General features: G+C 68.0%; 14 protein-coding genes and 1 pseudogene. 8 read left to right on the top strand and 7 right to left on the bottom strand.

Annotated features, from left to right (window positions below; genetic code table 11):
• Positions 1–5 precede the first annotated feature (5 nt).
• Positions 6–728, bottom strand: a complete 723-nt coding sequence (locus E3N86_RS01960; RefSeq protein ID WP_104099656.1) for a hypothetical protein — start codon at positions 726–728, stop codon at positions 6–8.
• 81 nt (positions 729–809) lie between these two features.
• Here E3N86_RS01960 and E3N86_RS01965 point away from each other — a divergent pair, with 81 nt between their 5' ends.
• Both E3N86_RS01965 and E3N86_RS01970 read left to right on the top strand, forming a co-directional pair.
• Positions 810–1,289 carry a PPOX class F420-dependent oxidoreductase gene (locus E3N86_RS01965; protein WP_134342014.1) on the top strand — a complete coding sequence of 160 codons (480 nt, stop codon included), beginning with the start codon at positions 810–812 and terminating at the stop codon, positions 1,287–1,289.
• A 135-nt stretch (positions 1,290–1,424) separates the two neighbouring features.
• Entirely contained in the window at positions 1,425–3,590 is a 2,166-nt protein-coding gene (locus E3N86_RS01970) for a RecQ family ATP-dependent DNA helicase (RefSeq protein WP_134511231.1), read from the top strand.
• Positions 3,591–3,622: 32 nt separating this feature from the next.
• Here E3N86_RS01970 and E3N86_RS01975 read toward each other — a convergent pair whose 3' ends face one another.
• A complete protein-coding gene (locus E3N86_RS01975) occupies positions 3,623–4,633 on the bottom strand; it encodes an ADP-ribosylglycohydrolase family protein (RefSeq protein ID WP_134342012.1) in 1,011 nt (336 codons plus the stop codon).
• 258 nt (positions 4,634–4,891) lie between these two features.
• Between E3N86_RS01975 and E3N86_RS01980 the strand changes: the two genes are divergently transcribed.
• The 3 genes from E3N86_RS01980 to E3N86_RS01990 are packed head-to-tail and all read left to right on the top strand — an operon-like array spanning position 4,892 to position 7,187.
• Entirely contained in the window at positions 4,892–5,704 is an 813-nt protein-coding gene (locus E3N86_RS01980; RefSeq protein ID WP_134401941.1) for an amino acid ABC transporter substrate-binding protein, read from the top strand.
• A gap of 12 nt (positions 5,705–5,716) precedes the next feature.
• Positions 5,717–6,385, top strand: coding sequence for an amino acid ABC transporter permease (locus E3N86_RS01985; protein WP_104099661.1), 669 nt, complete (start codon positions 5,717–5,719; stop codon positions 6,383–6,385).
• Positions 6,372–7,187 (top strand): amino acid ABC transporter ATP-binding protein, encoded by an 816-nt coding sequence (locus E3N86_RS01990; RefSeq protein ID WP_134511232.1) that lies wholly within the window; start codon positions 6,372–6,374, stop codon positions 7,185–7,187. Before E3N86_RS01985 ends, E3N86_RS01990 begins: the two co-directional genes overlap by 14 nt.
• Before the next feature lie 60 nt (positions 7,188–7,247).
• Here E3N86_RS01990 and E3N86_RS01995 read toward each other — a convergent pair whose 3' ends face one another.
• Positions 7,248–8,276, bottom strand: coding sequence for a TerC/Alx family metal homeostasis membrane protein (locus tag E3N86_RS01995; protein WP_104099663.1), 1,029 nt, complete (start codon positions 8,274–8,276; stop codon positions 7,248–7,250).
• Between the two features lie 168 nt (positions 8,277–8,444).
• Between E3N86_RS01995 and E3N86_RS02000 the strand changes: the two genes are divergently transcribed.
• Complete coding sequence (locus tag E3N86_RS02000; RefSeq protein WP_104099664.1) at positions 8,445–9,137, top strand: Pr6Pr family membrane protein; 693 nt, start codon at positions 8,445–8,447, stop codon at positions 9,135–9,137.
• A gap of 13 nt (positions 9,138–9,150) precedes the next feature.
• Here the strand turns inward: E3N86_RS02000 and E3N86_RS02005 are convergent, their stop codons facing one another.
• Positions 9,151–9,507, bottom strand: coding sequence for a winged helix-turn-helix domain-containing protein (locus E3N86_RS02005; protein WP_134420938.1), 357 nt, complete (start codon positions 9,505–9,507; stop codon positions 9,151–9,153).
• A complete protein-coding gene (locus tag E3N86_RS02010; protein WP_134511233.1) occupies positions 9,504–10,595 on the bottom strand; it encodes a TerC family protein in 1,092 nt (363 codons plus the stop codon). Before E3N86_RS02010 ends, E3N86_RS02005 begins: the two co-directional genes overlap by 4 nt.
• Before the next feature lie 362 nt (positions 10,596–10,957).
• Here E3N86_RS02010 and E3N86_RS02015 point away from each other — a divergent pair.
• Positions 10,958–11,284: pseudogene (locus E3N86_RS02015) on the top strand (cupin domain-containing protein); the annotation flags it as partial.
• A gap of 144 nt (positions 11,285–11,428) precedes the next feature.
• Here the strand turns inward: E3N86_RS02015 and E3N86_RS02020 are convergent.
• Complete coding sequence (locus E3N86_RS02020) at positions 11,429–11,791, bottom strand: DUF2834 domain-containing protein (protein WP_104193930.1); 363 nt, start codon at positions 11,789–11,791, stop codon at positions 11,429–11,431.
• 49 nt (positions 11,792–11,840) lie between these two features.
• Between E3N86_RS02020 and E3N86_RS02025 the strand changes: the two genes are divergently transcribed.
• The gene (locus E3N86_RS02025; protein ID WP_166784974.1) at positions 11,841–12,617 is read left to right on the top strand and encodes an HNH endonuclease family protein; all 777 of its coding nucleotides are present in this window, start codon (positions 11,841–11,843) and stop codon (positions 12,615–12,617) included.
• A gap of 36 nt (positions 12,618–12,653) precedes the next feature.
• Here E3N86_RS02025 and E3N86_RS02030 read toward each other — a convergent pair.
• The coding region (locus E3N86_RS02030; RefSeq protein ID WP_304990859.1) for an SbcC/MukB-like Walker B domain-containing protein at positions 12,654–14,312 on the bottom strand (1,659 nt) is incomplete at its 5' end.

A 14,312-nucleotide genomic window follows, 5' to 3' on the forward strand; every position in this document is an offset into this window, starting at 1 on the left:
GCGCCTCAGACCTCGGACTGCAGGGCCGCCCGGGCGAACGCGGCCCCACCGGGCGTGACGATCCAGCGCGTGTAACTGCTGGTGCCGGCATCGAACACACCGAGTCGGCGCAGCAAGCGCCACTTCGGCAGCACCAGGTTGAAGGCCGCGTCACTGGAGAGCGGGGCACCGTCGGCCCGCACCCAACCGATGGTCTCCAAACTGAGGGCCAGCAGCTGTTTGAACAGCTCGGCCTCGTCAAAACCCCGCCGCGCGATGAGTAGGAGCAGCAGCCTGGTGGCGTCGGACTCGGCCGGGTCGCGACTCTGGTGCGCGGTTCTGGCCAGATGCCACCACAGATCGCGCGGCGCCTCGACGAGCGCCCGGCCGCGACTGGTCTGCAGCAGCATCCCCTTGCTCACTCGGAGCAGGCCCACGCTGCGCAGGTGTGCGCGCAACTCCAGCAGAGGCAGGAAGTGGCTCTCCCGGCTGGCCGTGACGGGCCAGCCCCAGTCGAGCTGGGTCGAGGCTTCCACGACCACCGCGGGCGGGAGGTAGCCGGCCTGGGTCAGACGGATGCCGTGCTCACCGACGCGGCGCAGCATCCACTGCACGGGCGCCACCATGCGCTCCATCGCCCGCACCGGCAGCAGAATGGAGTCGGTCACCCGTGCCTCCGCGAGCACCAGGCGGAACCCGGCGACGGAGTCGGGGTGCATGCGTGTTTCGAGTTCCTGGACGACCTTCACGGTGCGAGCATAGCGAGGTGTGGCCGCGGAGCCTGATGCGACCGATCGTGTCGGGCATCCGCTCTGCCGTAGCCTTGGATCATGGCCAGAGACATTGCAACCACCACCACAGTCGACCTCGCCGAGATGCTCGCTTTCGTGCGCCCGAGGCACCGGATGCTGCTGGCCACCACCCGCACCGACGGCCGCCCGCAGATCTCGCCCGTGACCGGCGGGGTCGACCCCTCCGGCCGAATCGTGATCTCCTCCTATCCTGCCCGGGCGAAAACCCGCAACGCGGAGCGAAATGTGCTTGCCTCCGTACTGGTGCTCTCGGAAGACTGGGACGGCGGCTGGATCCAGGTCGACGGCGACGCCGAGGTGCTGCACATGCCCGAGGCCGGCGACGGGCTGGTCGAGTACTTCCGCTGCATCTCCGGCGAGCACTCCGACTGGGCCGAGTACCGGGCGGCGATGGCGCTTCAGGACAAGTCCCTGATCCGCATCACCCCCAGCCGGTGGAGCCCGATCGGCACGGGCGGCTTCCCGGCCGACGTCGCCGCCCGGCTCGACGCACTGTAGCCGCGCTCGCAGGATCGGCGTCGCGGCGCACCCTGGGGAAGCAGGCGCACGTTCGTCCGTGTGCCCGCTTCCATAACCTGCGCCGCGCGGCCTGGCGCCCGACGTACTGTCACCAGCATCTGCGAAGCTGGACGGATGACCGACACCCGCGCCGCCGCCCTCGAGATTCTGCGCAACCTGGTCGGGCGTGACGACGCCGACTTCCACGAGGGACAGTTCGAGGCGATCGAGACCCTCGTCGACCAGCGCCGACGGGCCCTGGTCGTGCAACGCACCGGGTGGGGCAAGTCGGCCGTCTACTTCGTCGCCACGCTGCTGCTGCGCCGCCAGGGAGCCGGCCCCACCATCCTGGTGTCGCCGCTGCTCGCCCTGATGCGCGACCAGGTGGCCGCGGCAGCCCGGGCCGGGGTGCGCGCCGTGTCGATCAACTCTTCCAACCCGCACGAGTGGGCAGAGGTGCAGCAGCAGCTGATCGACGACGAGGTCGATGTGCTGCTGGTGTCGCCGGAGCGACTCAACAACCCGAAGTTCCGCGACGAGCAGCTCCCCGCGCTCCTCGCCCGGGTGGGCCTGCTCGTCGTCGACGAGGCCCACTGCATCTCCGACTGGGGCCATGATTTCCGGCCCGACTATCGGCGCCTGCGCGACCTGATCGCCCAGATGCCCGCCGGGGTGCCGGTGCTGGCGACCACGGCCACGGCGAACAGCCGCGTGGTGACGGATGTCGCGGCACAGCTCGTCTCGACCGGCGCGACGGTCGCAAACGGCGCAACCGGCGTGGCAGGCGCTGAGGTGGTCACCATCCGCGGCCCGCTCGCCCGGGCATCCCTACGCCTCGGCGTACTGCGCCTGCCCGACTCGCGCTCCCGGCTGGCCTGGCTGCTCAGCCACATCGACGAGCTGCCCGGTAGCGGCATCATCTACACCCTCACCGTCTCGGCGGCGGAAGACACCGCACGTCTGCTGCGGGAGGCCGGGCACCCGGTGCGCGCCTATACCGGGCAGACCGACACCGCGGAGCGGGAGGAGTCCGAGAGCATGCTCAAGCGCAACAAGGTCAAGGCCCTCGTCGCCACCAGCGCCCTGGGCATGGGGTTCGACAAGCCCGACCTCGGCTTCGTGTTGCACCTGGGTGCCCCCTCCTCCCCCGTGGCCTACTACCAGCAGGTCGGCCGCGCCGGCCGCGCCACCGAGAACGCCGACGTGCTGCTGCTGCCCGGAGTCGAAGACGAAGACATCTGGCAGTACTTCGCCACCTCCTCGATGCCCAGCCAGCACAAGGCGGAAGCCGTGATCGGGGCGCTCACGGAGCACGGATTGGCCCCGCTGTCCACACCGGCGCTCGAGGCCCGCGTCGACCTTAAGCGCAGCCCGCTCGAGCTGCTGCTGAAGGTGCTCGACGTCGACGGCGCCGTGCGCCGCGTCACCGGCGGCTGGGTGTCCACCGGCCGGCCCTGGTTCTACGACCGGGAACGCTACGAACGCATCACCGCCGCCCGGGTGAGCGAGCAGCAGGCGATGCTCGACTACGAGCGCACCACCGGCTGCCGGATGGAATTCTTGCAGCGCGCGCTCGACGACGACACCGCGGTGGCCTGCGGCCGCTGCGACAACTGCACCACGGCCTGGTTCCCCGGCGACGTGCGGCCCGAGATGACCTCGGCCGCCGCCCGGGCCCTCGACCGGGTCGGCGTGGCTCTCGAGCCGCGCGCGCAGTGGCCCACCGGGGTGGCGAGCCTGGGCGTGAACGTGCGCGGCAACATCCCGACCGGCGAACGGATGCTGCCCGGCCGCGCCCTCGCCCGCCTCACCGATCTGGGCTGGGGCGGCCCGCTACGCGACCTGTTCGCCACCCAGTCCTCCGACGCGCCGTCCACGGATGCCCCGGCGAGCCCAGCCCTGATCCAGGCCTGCATCCGCGTGCTGGCGGAGTGGGGCTGGGACGAACGGCCGGCCGCGGTGGTGAGCGTGCCCTCGCGGCGGCATCCGTTGCTGGTCGGATCGGTAGCTCGGGCGTTCGCCGAGGCCGGCCGCCTGCCCTGGCTCGGCTCGCTCGACCTCGTGAACGGCGGCCCCACCGGCACGGCGGGCGGCAACAGCGCCTACCGGCTCTCCAACGTCTGGGACCGTTTCGCGGTGGGACCGAAGCTGGCCGCGGCCCTCGACACGGTGCAGGGCCGACCGATCCTGCTCGTCGATGACTTCGCCGACAGCCGCTGGACGCTCACGGTCGCGGGCCGCCTACTGCGTCGCCAGGGGGTGGCGGCCGTGCTGCCGTTCGCGTTGGCGTTGAAGTCCTGAGCTGCCGGAGAACTGAAGCTTTCGCCCTGACGTCAACGCAGCGCGCGCAGCTTGACCGTGCGCTGCAAGCCGACCTCGTCGGCCCGGACTCCCCCGACCGTTCCGCAGTGGGCTGACTGCATGGACAGGCGCACCAGGTCAACGCCGCGCAGCCCCGGCCAGCCCTGCACCAGGTGGCGCCAGGTTGTTGGCACAGCTTCCAGCCCCCAGCGAGCGGCGGTCAGCGCGCCAGCGACACCTGCTACGGCGTCGGTGTCGCCGCCGCCGCGCGCCGCGACTTCGATGGCGCGACGCACCTGGCCGGCATCCGTTCCCCGGGCGTACGTGATCGCCGACCAGGCAGCCTGCAGGGTCTGCACGACCCAGCCGTTACCCGGGAAATCCGCGGGCCGTTCACGCTCGGCATCGTCGAACCGGGTAGACCAGTCCGCGCGGCGCTCGCTCGTCAGGGCGGACAGGCCCACCCGAATGTCGAGTTCGCCCTCGAGCACGGCGTGCCGCAAAGCGAGCCCGAACAGCACGCAGGCATCGCCTGCCTCGGTTTCACGGTGCGTCAGCTCGCTGACCAGGCGCGCGGCCTCGGCCAAGGCGACCGGATCGCCGAGGAACGCCAGCGCCACCGGCGCGGTTCTCAGGAGCGATCCGTTGCCGGCGCTGCGCCCGTTGCGATCATGCTGCTCCCTCGCCCCGCGACGCACGGAGTCGGCGTTCGGCTCGCTGCCCGAGAGCACCGCCCCCAACTGCACGCCCGCGTACGGTGCCGATTTCGCCCAGGCCACCCATTGGGCCACGACGATGTCGAGGACCGAGTCGTCTCTGAGATCCCCGCCCTCCGCCGCGGCGATCGCGAGCGGCACCGCCATGGCCGTGTAGTCGGTCCACTCGCCGGGTACCCAGTGGAAGCCGCCGCCGCCGCGCATGCTGACCGGGGTGGTTTCCGGTAGCGGCCCGGCAAACTCGTAGCCGGCCCCGAGCGCGTCCCCGCAGGCCATGCCCAGCAGCACCGCTGCTGATCGGTCGTGTTGGTCGGCAGTCAGCTTCATTGCAGGCTCCTTCGGGTCGGGCCGATTCGGGTCGGGTAAGGACCGGAGTACCTGCACATCCGAGAACGAACATCGGGTGCACGGGTCGAGCGCAGCCTATTCCGGCCCAAAATCCCCGGCAAGGCCATTGACCGGGGCCTAACCGGTGTGTGACGCGGCGCGTCACGGGAATACTTACCGGGGCGCACTCCTTGTTAGTCTTCAGACATCGCTTTTCGGCGATGAATACGCACCTGCAACCTCGGTTAGGCCAGAAAAATGAAGCTCAAGATCCTGTCGGCGGTATTACTCACAGCGCTCACCGTGTCGCTGGCCGGCTGCTCCGCGAGCACCGACACCGACGACGCAACCACCACCGGCGCCGACACCTCGCTGTCCTCCGTCATAGACGCGGGCGTGCTCACCATCGGCACCGAGGGCACGTACCGCCCGTTCACCTTCCACGAGGGTGGCTCCGGCGCACTGGCCGGCTACGACGTCGAGATCATCGAGGCCGTCGCAGCCGAGCTCGGAGTCACGGCCAAGTTTGAGGAAACCCAGTGGGACGGCATCTTCGCCGGCCTCGAGGCCGGCCGCTTCGACGTCATCGCCAACCAGGTCACGGCCACCCCGGAACGCGTCGCCAAGTACAACTTCTCGACCCCCTACACGTTCTCGACCGGCGTGATCGTGGTCAAGAGCGACAACACCTCGATCACCTCCTTCGAGACCCTGGCCGGCAAGACCACCGCCCAGTCGCTCACCAGCAACTGGAACACCCTCGCCACCGAGAGCGGCGCACGTGTGCAGGCCGTCGAGGGCTGGGCCCAGTCGGTCGCCCTGGTCGAACAGGGCCGCGTCGACGCGACCGTGAACGACAACCTTACCTTCCTCGACTACCAGAAGCAGACCGGCGCCACCGGGCTCAAGGTCGCCGCGAACACCGACGAAAAGTCCGCAACCTCGTTCGCTTTCGTCAAGGGAAGCACGGAGCTGACGGACGCCGTCGACGCGGCCCTCGAGAAGCTCGCCGCCGCCGGCACCCTGACGTCGATCTCGGAGAAGTACTTCGGGTCCGACGTTTCCCAGTAACCCCGTCCAGCCATGAACCAATCCGCCTGGGACCTGTTCTGGACCTCGCTCGGTCCCATCGTGCAGGGGGCGATTCTCGGCACCATCCCGCTGGCGCTCGCCTCGTTCACGATCGGTCTGGCGCTCGCGCTCGGGCTGGCGTTGATGCGCCTCTCCCGGCGCCGGTGGGTGTCCGGCATCGCCCGGGTCTACATCTCGATCGTGCGCGGTACCCCACTGTTGGTCCAGTTGTTCGTGATCTTCTACGGCCTGCCGTCGCTGGGCATCCTGATCGATCCGTGGCCGAGCGCTGTGATGGCGTTCTCGCTCAACGTCGGCGGCTACGCCGCCGAAGTGATTCGGGCTGCCATCCTCTCGGTGCCCAAGGGACAATGGGAGGCGGCCTACATGATCGGCATGTCGCACCGTCGCGCGCTGACCCGGATCATCCTGCCGCAGGCCGCCCGTGTCTCGGTTCCGCCCCTGTCGAACACCTTCATCAGCCTGGTCAAGGACACCTCCCTCGCCTCGCTGATCCTGGTCACGGAGCTGTTCCGCGAAGCACAGCAGGTGGCCGCCTTCAGCCAGGAATTCATGCTGCTCTACCTCGAAGCCGCCCTGGTCTACTGGGTGATCTGCCTGGGCCTGTCCTCGGTGCAGAGCGTTCTCGAGAAGCGATTGGACCGCTATGTCCCCCACTGATCCGATTGATCCGACCGAACCGACGGCCCCGGATGCCGCGGCGACCTCCGACGCCCTGCTCCGCGTGCGCGGGCTCCAGAAGAGTTTCGGCGCCAACCAGGTGTTGCAATCCATCGAGCTGACGGTGGGTCGCGGCCACGTGCTCGCCCTGATCGGACCCTCCGGTTCCGGCAAGACCACCATCCTGCGCTGCCTGAACGGCCTGGAACTGGCCGACGGCGGAACGATCGACGTGGCCGACGAACTGTCGGTCGACTTCGCAGCCATTCCGGGGAAGAGTCAGCGTGCGGCTCTGCGCGACCGGTCGGCCATGGTCTTCCAGCACTACAACCTGTTCCCGCACAAGACCGTACTGGAGAACGTGCTGGAGGGGCCCGTGGTGGTGCAGCGCCGCCCGAAGGCGGAGGTCGAAGCGGAGGCGCTCGCGTTGCTCGACCGCGTGGGCCTCAGCGCCAAGAAGGACAGCTACCCGTTCGAACTCTCCGGCGGCCAGCAGCAGCGTGTGGGCATCGTGCGCGCGCTCGCCCTGCGCCCGCAGCTGCTGCTCTTCGACGAGCCCACGTCATCCCTCGACCCGGAACTCGTGGGCGATGTTCTGCGCCTGATCAAGGAACTGGCGGTGGAGGGCTGGAGCATGGTGATCGTGACCCACGAACTCGAATTCGCGCGCGAGGTAGCCACCGAGGTGGCCTTCGTCGACGGTGGCCGGATCGTCGAGCATGGCGACCCGAATCAGCTGCTGCGCCACCCGAAGGAGGACCGCACCCGGCAGTTCCTGCACCGGCTGCTGTTCCCCTTCTAGGTGCACATCCAGGCGTGGGGCCGACCTCGCCGGGCAGCGGCTCAGCCCCTCACCTGCCCGTCAACTCTTGTGCCCGGAGTCGGGCTGATCCGCTGGTTCAGTCTCGGAATGATCCGCTGCCCGGAGTGAGCCGGCATGAGCTCGCACCGTGGGATCCTGGCGTGTCTTGATCAGGCTGGCGACCGTGGTCACGGTCAAGACCACACCGATGACGATCAGGCTGAGATTCGTGCTGATCTCCGGCACTCGGCCATCAAGGCCGTGTGCCCAATGCAGAACGAGTTTCACACCGATGAAGGCCAGGATGAGGGACAGGCCGGTCGACAGGTAGACCAGCCGGTCGAGAAGCCCCTTGACGAGGAAGAAGAGCGCCCGGAGCCCGAGCAGCGCGAAGGCGTTGGCGGTGAAGACGATGTACGCCTCATCGGTGATTCCGAAGATCGCCGGGATCGAATCGAGTGCGAACAGGAGATCGGTGCTGCCGATCGCTATCAGCACGATAAACAGCGGTGTCACCGCGCGGCGGCCGGCGCTCCGCGTGAACATTCGACCGTCGACATAGTCGTCGGTAACGGTCAGGCCCCGACGGGCCACCCGGACCAGTACGTTGTCTTGCACGTCAGGGTCGACGTTACGGTGCCGGAAGAGCTGTACGGCTGTGAAGATCAGCACCAGACCGAAGATCAGGAACATGAATGAGAACAGCGAAAGCAGGGCGGAACCCAGTGCAATGAAGATCGCCCGCAGAATGAGTGCCAGCAGGATCCCGAAGATGAGAACTTTCTGCTGGTATTTTTCCGGGACCGCGAAGGTCGACATGATGATCACGAAAACGAAGAGGTTGTCGATGGACAGGCTCTTCTCAACGATGTACCCGGCGAAGTATTCCGCGCCGAACCCCCAGCCCACCTGCGCCGCGAAAACGAGACCGAACAGGATCGCGACCGCGATGTACAGCACCGACGAGAGTGCGGCCTCCCGAAACTTGACGACGTGCGGCCGGGCGATGGCCAAACCCAGGTCCAACGCGAGCAGACCCAGAATGACGGCGATGGTGAGCGTCCAGCGGAGCGCAGTTACTTCCAGCAACTGTGACCTTCCTGTCGTGTCCTCAGCGAGAATTTCAGCGTGAGCCTACTCATAAGAGGAACTAAATAAGCATGAACGTCAACAGTATCCTGCCTCTGCTGCTGACCCCCTTCCGGGCAAGCGGCCTGCCTTGCTAAATCCCCAGCTCGTCCGCACTATTCTTTTCCAGTGACTTCAACAGCGATCTCTCCGGTGGGCTCCGACTCAGCATCGCCCTCCACCTTCCGGCAGCTTTCCGGTCTGCTGCGGATCGGCATGGGACTGCTACTCCTCGCGAGCATCATTACGCAGATCACCGACCAGCTCTGGAACGACGCCTTCGTGGCGACCGAGTATTTCGGCTACTTCACCATCCAGTCGAGCCTGATGAACGTGGTCGTGCTGCTCGTGGGAGGTTCCCTCGCCCTTCGCCGAAGCACGGATTCCCAACTCCTCACCGTGGTGCGAATGTCGGTACTCACCTACGCGGTCGTCACCGGGGTCGTCTACAACGCGCTGCTGCGCAACGTCGTCTCCGATGGCTTCATCGGTGTCGGCTGGCCCAACGAGGTGTTGCACGTCTGGGCGCCGATCTTCATCGCGCTGGACTGGATCCTCTCGCCGGGGCGCCCGGCCCTGGCCTGGAAGCGCCTCGGTGTTGCCCTGATCTACCCGCTGGCTTGGGTGGCTTACGCCGTGGTGCGGGGCACCCTGACCGGCTTCTACACCTATCCCTTCCTCGAACCGGCCCAGCCGGGCGGCTACGTGACCGTGATCTTCTACGTGCTCGGCATCGCGACCTTCATCACCGGTCTCGCCGCGGCCGCAATCGCCGCGAGCCGCCTCCGGCCACAGGTTTTGACGACCGAACCCGTGGCCTGATCCGCTGTCGCGGTCAGATCGATCGCGTTGGCGGCGCGAATGTGCTGAACGCGGCGATCATCTCGTCGACGCTGTGCGCCGCGGTCGACGGATGCCGGAACGGCCGGTTCCGCTCGATGCTGTAGTGATTGCGCCGCCCCACCCGTTCGCGGCGGATGTAGCCGGCCGTGACCAGGTCCGCCATGATGCTCAGCGCCGCCCGGGTTGACACCCCCACCGTGTCGGCGAGCTCCTGCACCCGCGCATCGGGGTTCCCCGCGATAGCCAGGAGCAGGTGCGCGTGGTGGGTGAGGAACGTCCACGGCTTGCCGGGGGCATCCGTCGGTCCAGGCGGCGGAACGGGCGGCGGTTCGGGCAGCATCTCGGTCATCGGAGGGTCTCGTTCACCTTCTTCTGCTCAGCCTTCTGTTCGGCCTTCTGCTCGGCATTCTGTGCCTTCTGCTCGGGCGTGCGGGCCGATCGGCGCCAGACCGGCTCCATCTGGGCGAGTTCCTCAGGGGTGGCCTCGCGGAACGAGCCGACGGGAGCGGCCTCGAACTCGCGCCGCCCCTGGCCGCGCGTGGCCCGGAGGCTGAGCATGACCGAAACCGCGATGATCAGCGCGATCACAGATAGGGAAACGGTCGTCGGGATGTAGAAGACGTCGAGCAGCAGCATCTTGACGCCCACCCAGATCAGCACCAGCGAGAGACCAATCTTCAGGTAGACGAATCGGTGCATGAGGTCGGCGAGCAGGAAGTACATCGCCCGGAGGCCGAGGATTGCAAAGGCGTTGGCGGTGAAGACGATGAACGGTTCACTGGTGACCGCGAAGATGGCCGGGATGGAGTCCACGGCGAACACGACATCCGTCACCTCGACGAGCACGAGCACCGCCAGCAGCGGTGTGGCGAGCAGAATGCCGTTCTTGCGCACGAGTAAGCGCTGGCCGTGGAACGTCTCGGTCATCGGGATGAAGCGGCGGAAGAGACGCAGCACTTGGGATTTCTCGGGGTGCGCGTGCTCGTTGCGGGTGCGGATCATGCGGTAGCCCGTGAAGATCAGGAACGCAGCGAAGACGTAGAGAATCCAGGAGAAGTTCTCGATCAACACGGCGCCCGCGGCGATGAAGATGCCGCGCAGCACGAGCGCACCGAGAACGCCGAGGAACAGCACCCGGTGCTGGTACTGGCGCGGCACCGCGAAAGCGGCGAAGATGATCGCCCAGACGAAGACGTTGTCGACCGCGAGGGACTTTTCGATCAGGTAGCCCGCGTAGTACTGCTGCCCGAACTCGGCCCCGGCCGTCACCCAGATCACGACGCCGAAGGAGATGCCGATGAGCACCCAGATCACGGACCAGATCGCGGCTTCGCGCACTCCGATCACATGGGCCTTGCGATGGGCGAACAGGTCGACGGCGAGCATGACGGCGATGATGCCGAACACCGCCAGCCAGGCGTAGAGGGAAACGTCCATGGGGAATACCTTCCAGTCACTTTTTCGACTGGAGGTCTGGTCCAACCCGGATCGGGTCCCTGTGGCCGGGCTCCGATGACGGAACCGTAATGACGACCACACGCTGGGGATTACTCCCCTCCGAAAACAAGTGAAGCATACTTCACCCTTTGGCGCAAACAGCGGGGTTGACTGCGGCGGTTGAGCACTTCCGCCGCCGCGACTACCGCGCACTGGAACAACGGAGGATCCCATGACGGGTTTTGTCGACAAGATCGAGGACGCGGCCATCCGCAACTCGAATTTCCGCCAGGTGCTGTACGCCGCCCGGGGGCTGCAGCTGGTCGTGATGGCGCTGGAGCCGGGCGAGGACATCGGGGAAAGAGGTGCACCCGGATCGAGACCAGTACTTTCGGGTGGAGAAGGGCAAGGGCGAGATCTGGATCGACGGCACCAAGACGAAGATCAGGAAGAACTCCGCCATGGTCGTGCCGGCCGGCGCGCGGCACAATGTGCTCAACACCGGCGGCAAGGTGCTGCGGATCACGGAGCCGAAGCCGAAGTTGAAATCACGCCAGGCGAAGCTGGCCGCCACGCAGGCTACGGCAAAGCCGACGTCGAAGAGGGCCGCCAAGCCCGCCGCGAAGACACCACGCAAGCCGGCGGCAAAGCGCCCCTCGACGAGGGCGCGGTCCGCCGACACCAACTAGCTGAGTGCGGCCTAACGAATTCGACGGAGATTTTGAGCATTTCGGGCTGAAACGGATGTTTGGGGCCGGTTTTGAGCAAAATCTCCGTCGAATTGGTTCGAGACCGCCTGGCTGGTCCGCCTGGCTGGTCCGCCTGGCTGGCGCCTAGCGGGTCCGGGCTCCGGCAGGCGCCGGCCGCACCCGCTGCGCCTGCAGCGTGCGTTCCCGCATTGCGAGGAAAAGCGGGAAGGTGAAGGCGAAGGCTGTCAGACCCGAGAGCACCACGTAGAGCCAACCCCGCTTCATCCCGATCCGCCTGGCCTCGACGATGATCAGGATGCTGCCGGCCACCGCCACCACCAGCAGGTCAACGGTCAGTGACGACACCGCCGGACCGCTGTTCACCCAGTCACCGACGAAGTCGCGTAGCTGCACGATCGCCAGCAGGTTGAAGGTCCAGGTGCCCACGAGGCCGCCGAGGCTGAGCGCCAGGTAGACGGCGGCGAGCGGGGTCCAGTTTTTGGTCATACGTCATTATTGCCGCCCGGTAGGGTCGAAAGCCGACCCTGGGAGCACCATGCCACACGTATCTCGCAAGCCTGCGTCAACCCGCAGCCGGCGTTCCAGGCGACGGCCCGTCACCGCCCTGATGGTGGTCCTGCCGCTCCTGGCTTTGGTCTGGGCGATCGTGGTCGGCGTGCCCGGCGTCACACCGGGCGAGACATCCGTTCCCTTCCCGGTCGGATCCACGGCCGCGGCCCCGGTGACCGGCGACGCGGCCGACCTGCTCGCCACCCTGCCGGTCAAGGGCAAGGCCGCGAAGACCGGCTACGACCGCACCGGCGAGTTCGGCTCCGCCTGGCGCGACGTGGACGACAACGGCTGCGACACCCGCAACGATATCCTGGCCCGCGACCTGGCCGCGATCGTGACCGACGCGTCCTGCCGGGTCTTGAGCGGCCAGCTGCTGGCGCCGTACACGGGCGAATCGGTGTCGTTCGAGCGCGGCGAGACCACCTCGATGCTCGTGCAGATCGACCATCTGGTCGCTTTGTCGAACGCCTGGCAAACCGGCGCCGCACAACTGACCCGGGAAGAGCGGATCGCCCTGGCCAACGACCCGCTGAACCTGCTGGCCTCCGACGGTGTCTCCAACTCGCAGAAGGGCGACGGGGACGCCGCCACCTGGCTACCCGCGGAGAAGTCGTTCCGCTGCGAATATGTGGCCCGCCAGATCTCCGTGAAGGCCACCTACGGCCTATGGGTGGCCCCGGCCGAGCACGACGCCATGGTGCGCGTGCTCGCGACCTGCCCCGGCCAGCCTGCCTACTCGGCCACGCCCGGTCTGGACTAGTCCCGCGCCGGCACGGCACGAACCGGCACAGCCCGGCTACACCGACACGAGGACCTCGTCGATCTCGCTGAAGCCCTGGTCGGTGACGGTGATGACCAGCTTGGCCTGGATCTGCTCCTTCATGGAGTCGACATGGCTGATCAGACCGATGGTGCGGCCGCCGGCGCGGAGGCCGTCCAGGGTGCTCATCGCGGTTTCCAGGGTGGCGCCGTCGAGGGACCCGAAGCCCTCGTCGACGAACAGGGTGTCGAGGGCGATGCCGCCGGCCTGGTTCGACACGATTTCCGCCAGCCCGAGGGCGAGGGCCAGTGACGCCAGGAACGTCTCGCCGCCGGAGAGCGACTGGGTGGGGCGGGCCCGCCCGGTGTGCGCGTCCCGGATCATCAGCCCGAGCCCGGACTGGCCACCACGGAACTGCACCGAGTCGTCGTGTTCGAGGGTGTAGCGGCCCCCGGTCATGGTGCGTAGCCGGTTGTTGGCCGCTGCAATGATCTGCTCGAGCTGCGCGGCGAGAACGTAGGTCTCCAGGCGCATCCGTTTCGTGTTGGGTTCGTCGCCGTGCACGGCCGCCGCCAACTCCCTAACCTGCGTCTGCGTGGACAGAAGCTCCGCGCCGGCGTCGAAGTGCACGCGGGCATCCGTGACCAGGCCGGTCATGACGGCCACCCGCTCCCCCAGGGAGCCGCGTTCGGCCAGCGCCGCATCCCGTTCCGCCGCCGCCGTCACCAGGGTTTCCCGGGCCGGACCGACGTCGGTCAGGCCGGCGGGAAGACCCGTGAGTGCCGGTTCAGCCAGCACCGAGCGCGCCGCCGCGCGCGAATCGTCGTGGCCGCGGATCAGCTCTTCCAGCTGCCGCACGTCGGCGTCGTTCTGGTGGGCGGCGGCCACGTCCTGCTCGTCGACGAAACCTTCGCGGTCCAGCTGAGCCTGAACGGATGCGCCGGCGGCGTTCCGCAGGCTCCGGCGCTCACGGCTGTGGTCGAGGGCCTCGCCGAGGGCCCGCGCGGAGGCCAGCTCTGCCCGCAGCCGATCGACCCGGTGGCCCACCGAGGCGAAGTCGCCGCGCTGGGCGGACACTCGGTCGTCGATGGCCTGTCGGGCGCTGCGGCGCTCGGCAAGCTGCACGGCCGCCACATCGCGGGCGGAGCAGAGGCCTGCCAGGGCACGGCCGGCCTCGTCGAGTTCGGCCCGCAGCCGGCTCTTGTCGAGGCCGAGCGCTGCCGCCCGCACGCCCGCGTTCACGGCCGCGGCGAGGGCCACCTCGGACGCGGCCATTTCGGCGACGATTTCGTCGATGGTGCGCTCCCCGGCCCGGGCCCGGGCCTCGGCCAGATCGGTGGCCACGGTGCCTGCGGCGACGTGCGTCTGATCGAGTCGGGTCTGCGCCTGCTTCAGGCATGCCCGTGCCGCCACGATGTCGGCTTCGGTGACCGGTTCTTCATCGCCGGTGGCGGGAGCCGGATGCGCGGTCGAGCCGCACACCTCGCACGGCTCCCCCGGCACGAGGTGCGAGGCCAACTCGACGGCGTGGCCGGCCAGCCGCCGGTCCACAAGGGTCTGGTAGCGCACCGCCGCCGCCGCGTTCTCGCCGGCGGCGACCGCGTCGGCCCGGTGCGCCACCTCCAGCTCCGCGTCGAGACGCCGCACCTGGCCGGCCGCGCCCTCGGCCGCCCGCAGCCGCTCCGCCTGGGCGCG

This window comes from Cryobacterium sp. Hz7 (assembly GCF_004402815.1).
Classification (GTDB): Bacteria; Actinomycetota; Actinomycetes; order Actinomycetales; family Microbacteriaceae; genus Cryobacterium; species Cryobacterium sandaracinum.

Bases quoted from the DNA above. Each gene is read 5' to 3' on its own strand.
- E3N86_RS02010 (WP_134511233.1), bottom strand. From the start codon at position 10,595: ATGGACGTTTCCCTCTACGCCTGGCTGGCGGTGTTCGGCATCATCGCC.
- E3N86_RS01990 (WP_134511232.1), top strand. From the start codon at position 6,372: ATGTCCCCCACTGATCCGATTGATCCGACCGAACCGACGGCCCCGGAT.
- E3N86_RS01965 (WP_134342014.1), top strand. From the start codon at position 810: ATGGCCAGAGACATTGCAACCACCACCACAGTCGACCTCGCCGAGATG.
- E3N86_RS01970 (WP_134511231.1), top strand. From the start codon at position 1,425: ATGACCGACACCCGCGCCGCCGCCCTCGAGATTCTGCGCAACCTGGTC.
- E3N86_RS02020 (WP_104193930.1), bottom strand. From the start codon at position 11,791: ATGACCAAAAACTGGACCCCGCTCGCCGCCGTCTACCTGGCGCTCAGC.
- E3N86_RS02005 (WP_134420938.1), bottom strand. From the start codon at position 9,507: ATGACCGAGATGCTGCCCGAACCGCCGCCCGTTCCGCCGCCTGGACCG.
- E3N86_RS01980 (WP_134401941.1), top strand. From the start codon at position 4,892: ATGAAGCTCAAGATCCTGTCGGCGGTATTACTCACAGCGCTCACCGTG.
- E3N86_RS02025 (WP_166784974.1), top strand. From the start codon at position 11,841: ATGCCACACGTATCTCGCAAGCCTGCGTCAACCCGCAGCCGGCGTTCC.
- E3N86_RS01975 (WP_134342012.1), bottom strand. From the start codon at position 4,633: ATGAAGCTGACTGCCGACCAACACGACCGATCAGCAGCGGTGCTGCTG.
- E3N86_RS01985 (WP_104099661.1), top strand. From the start codon at position 5,717: ATGAACCAATCCGCCTGGGACCTGTTCTGGACCTCGCTCGGTCCCATC.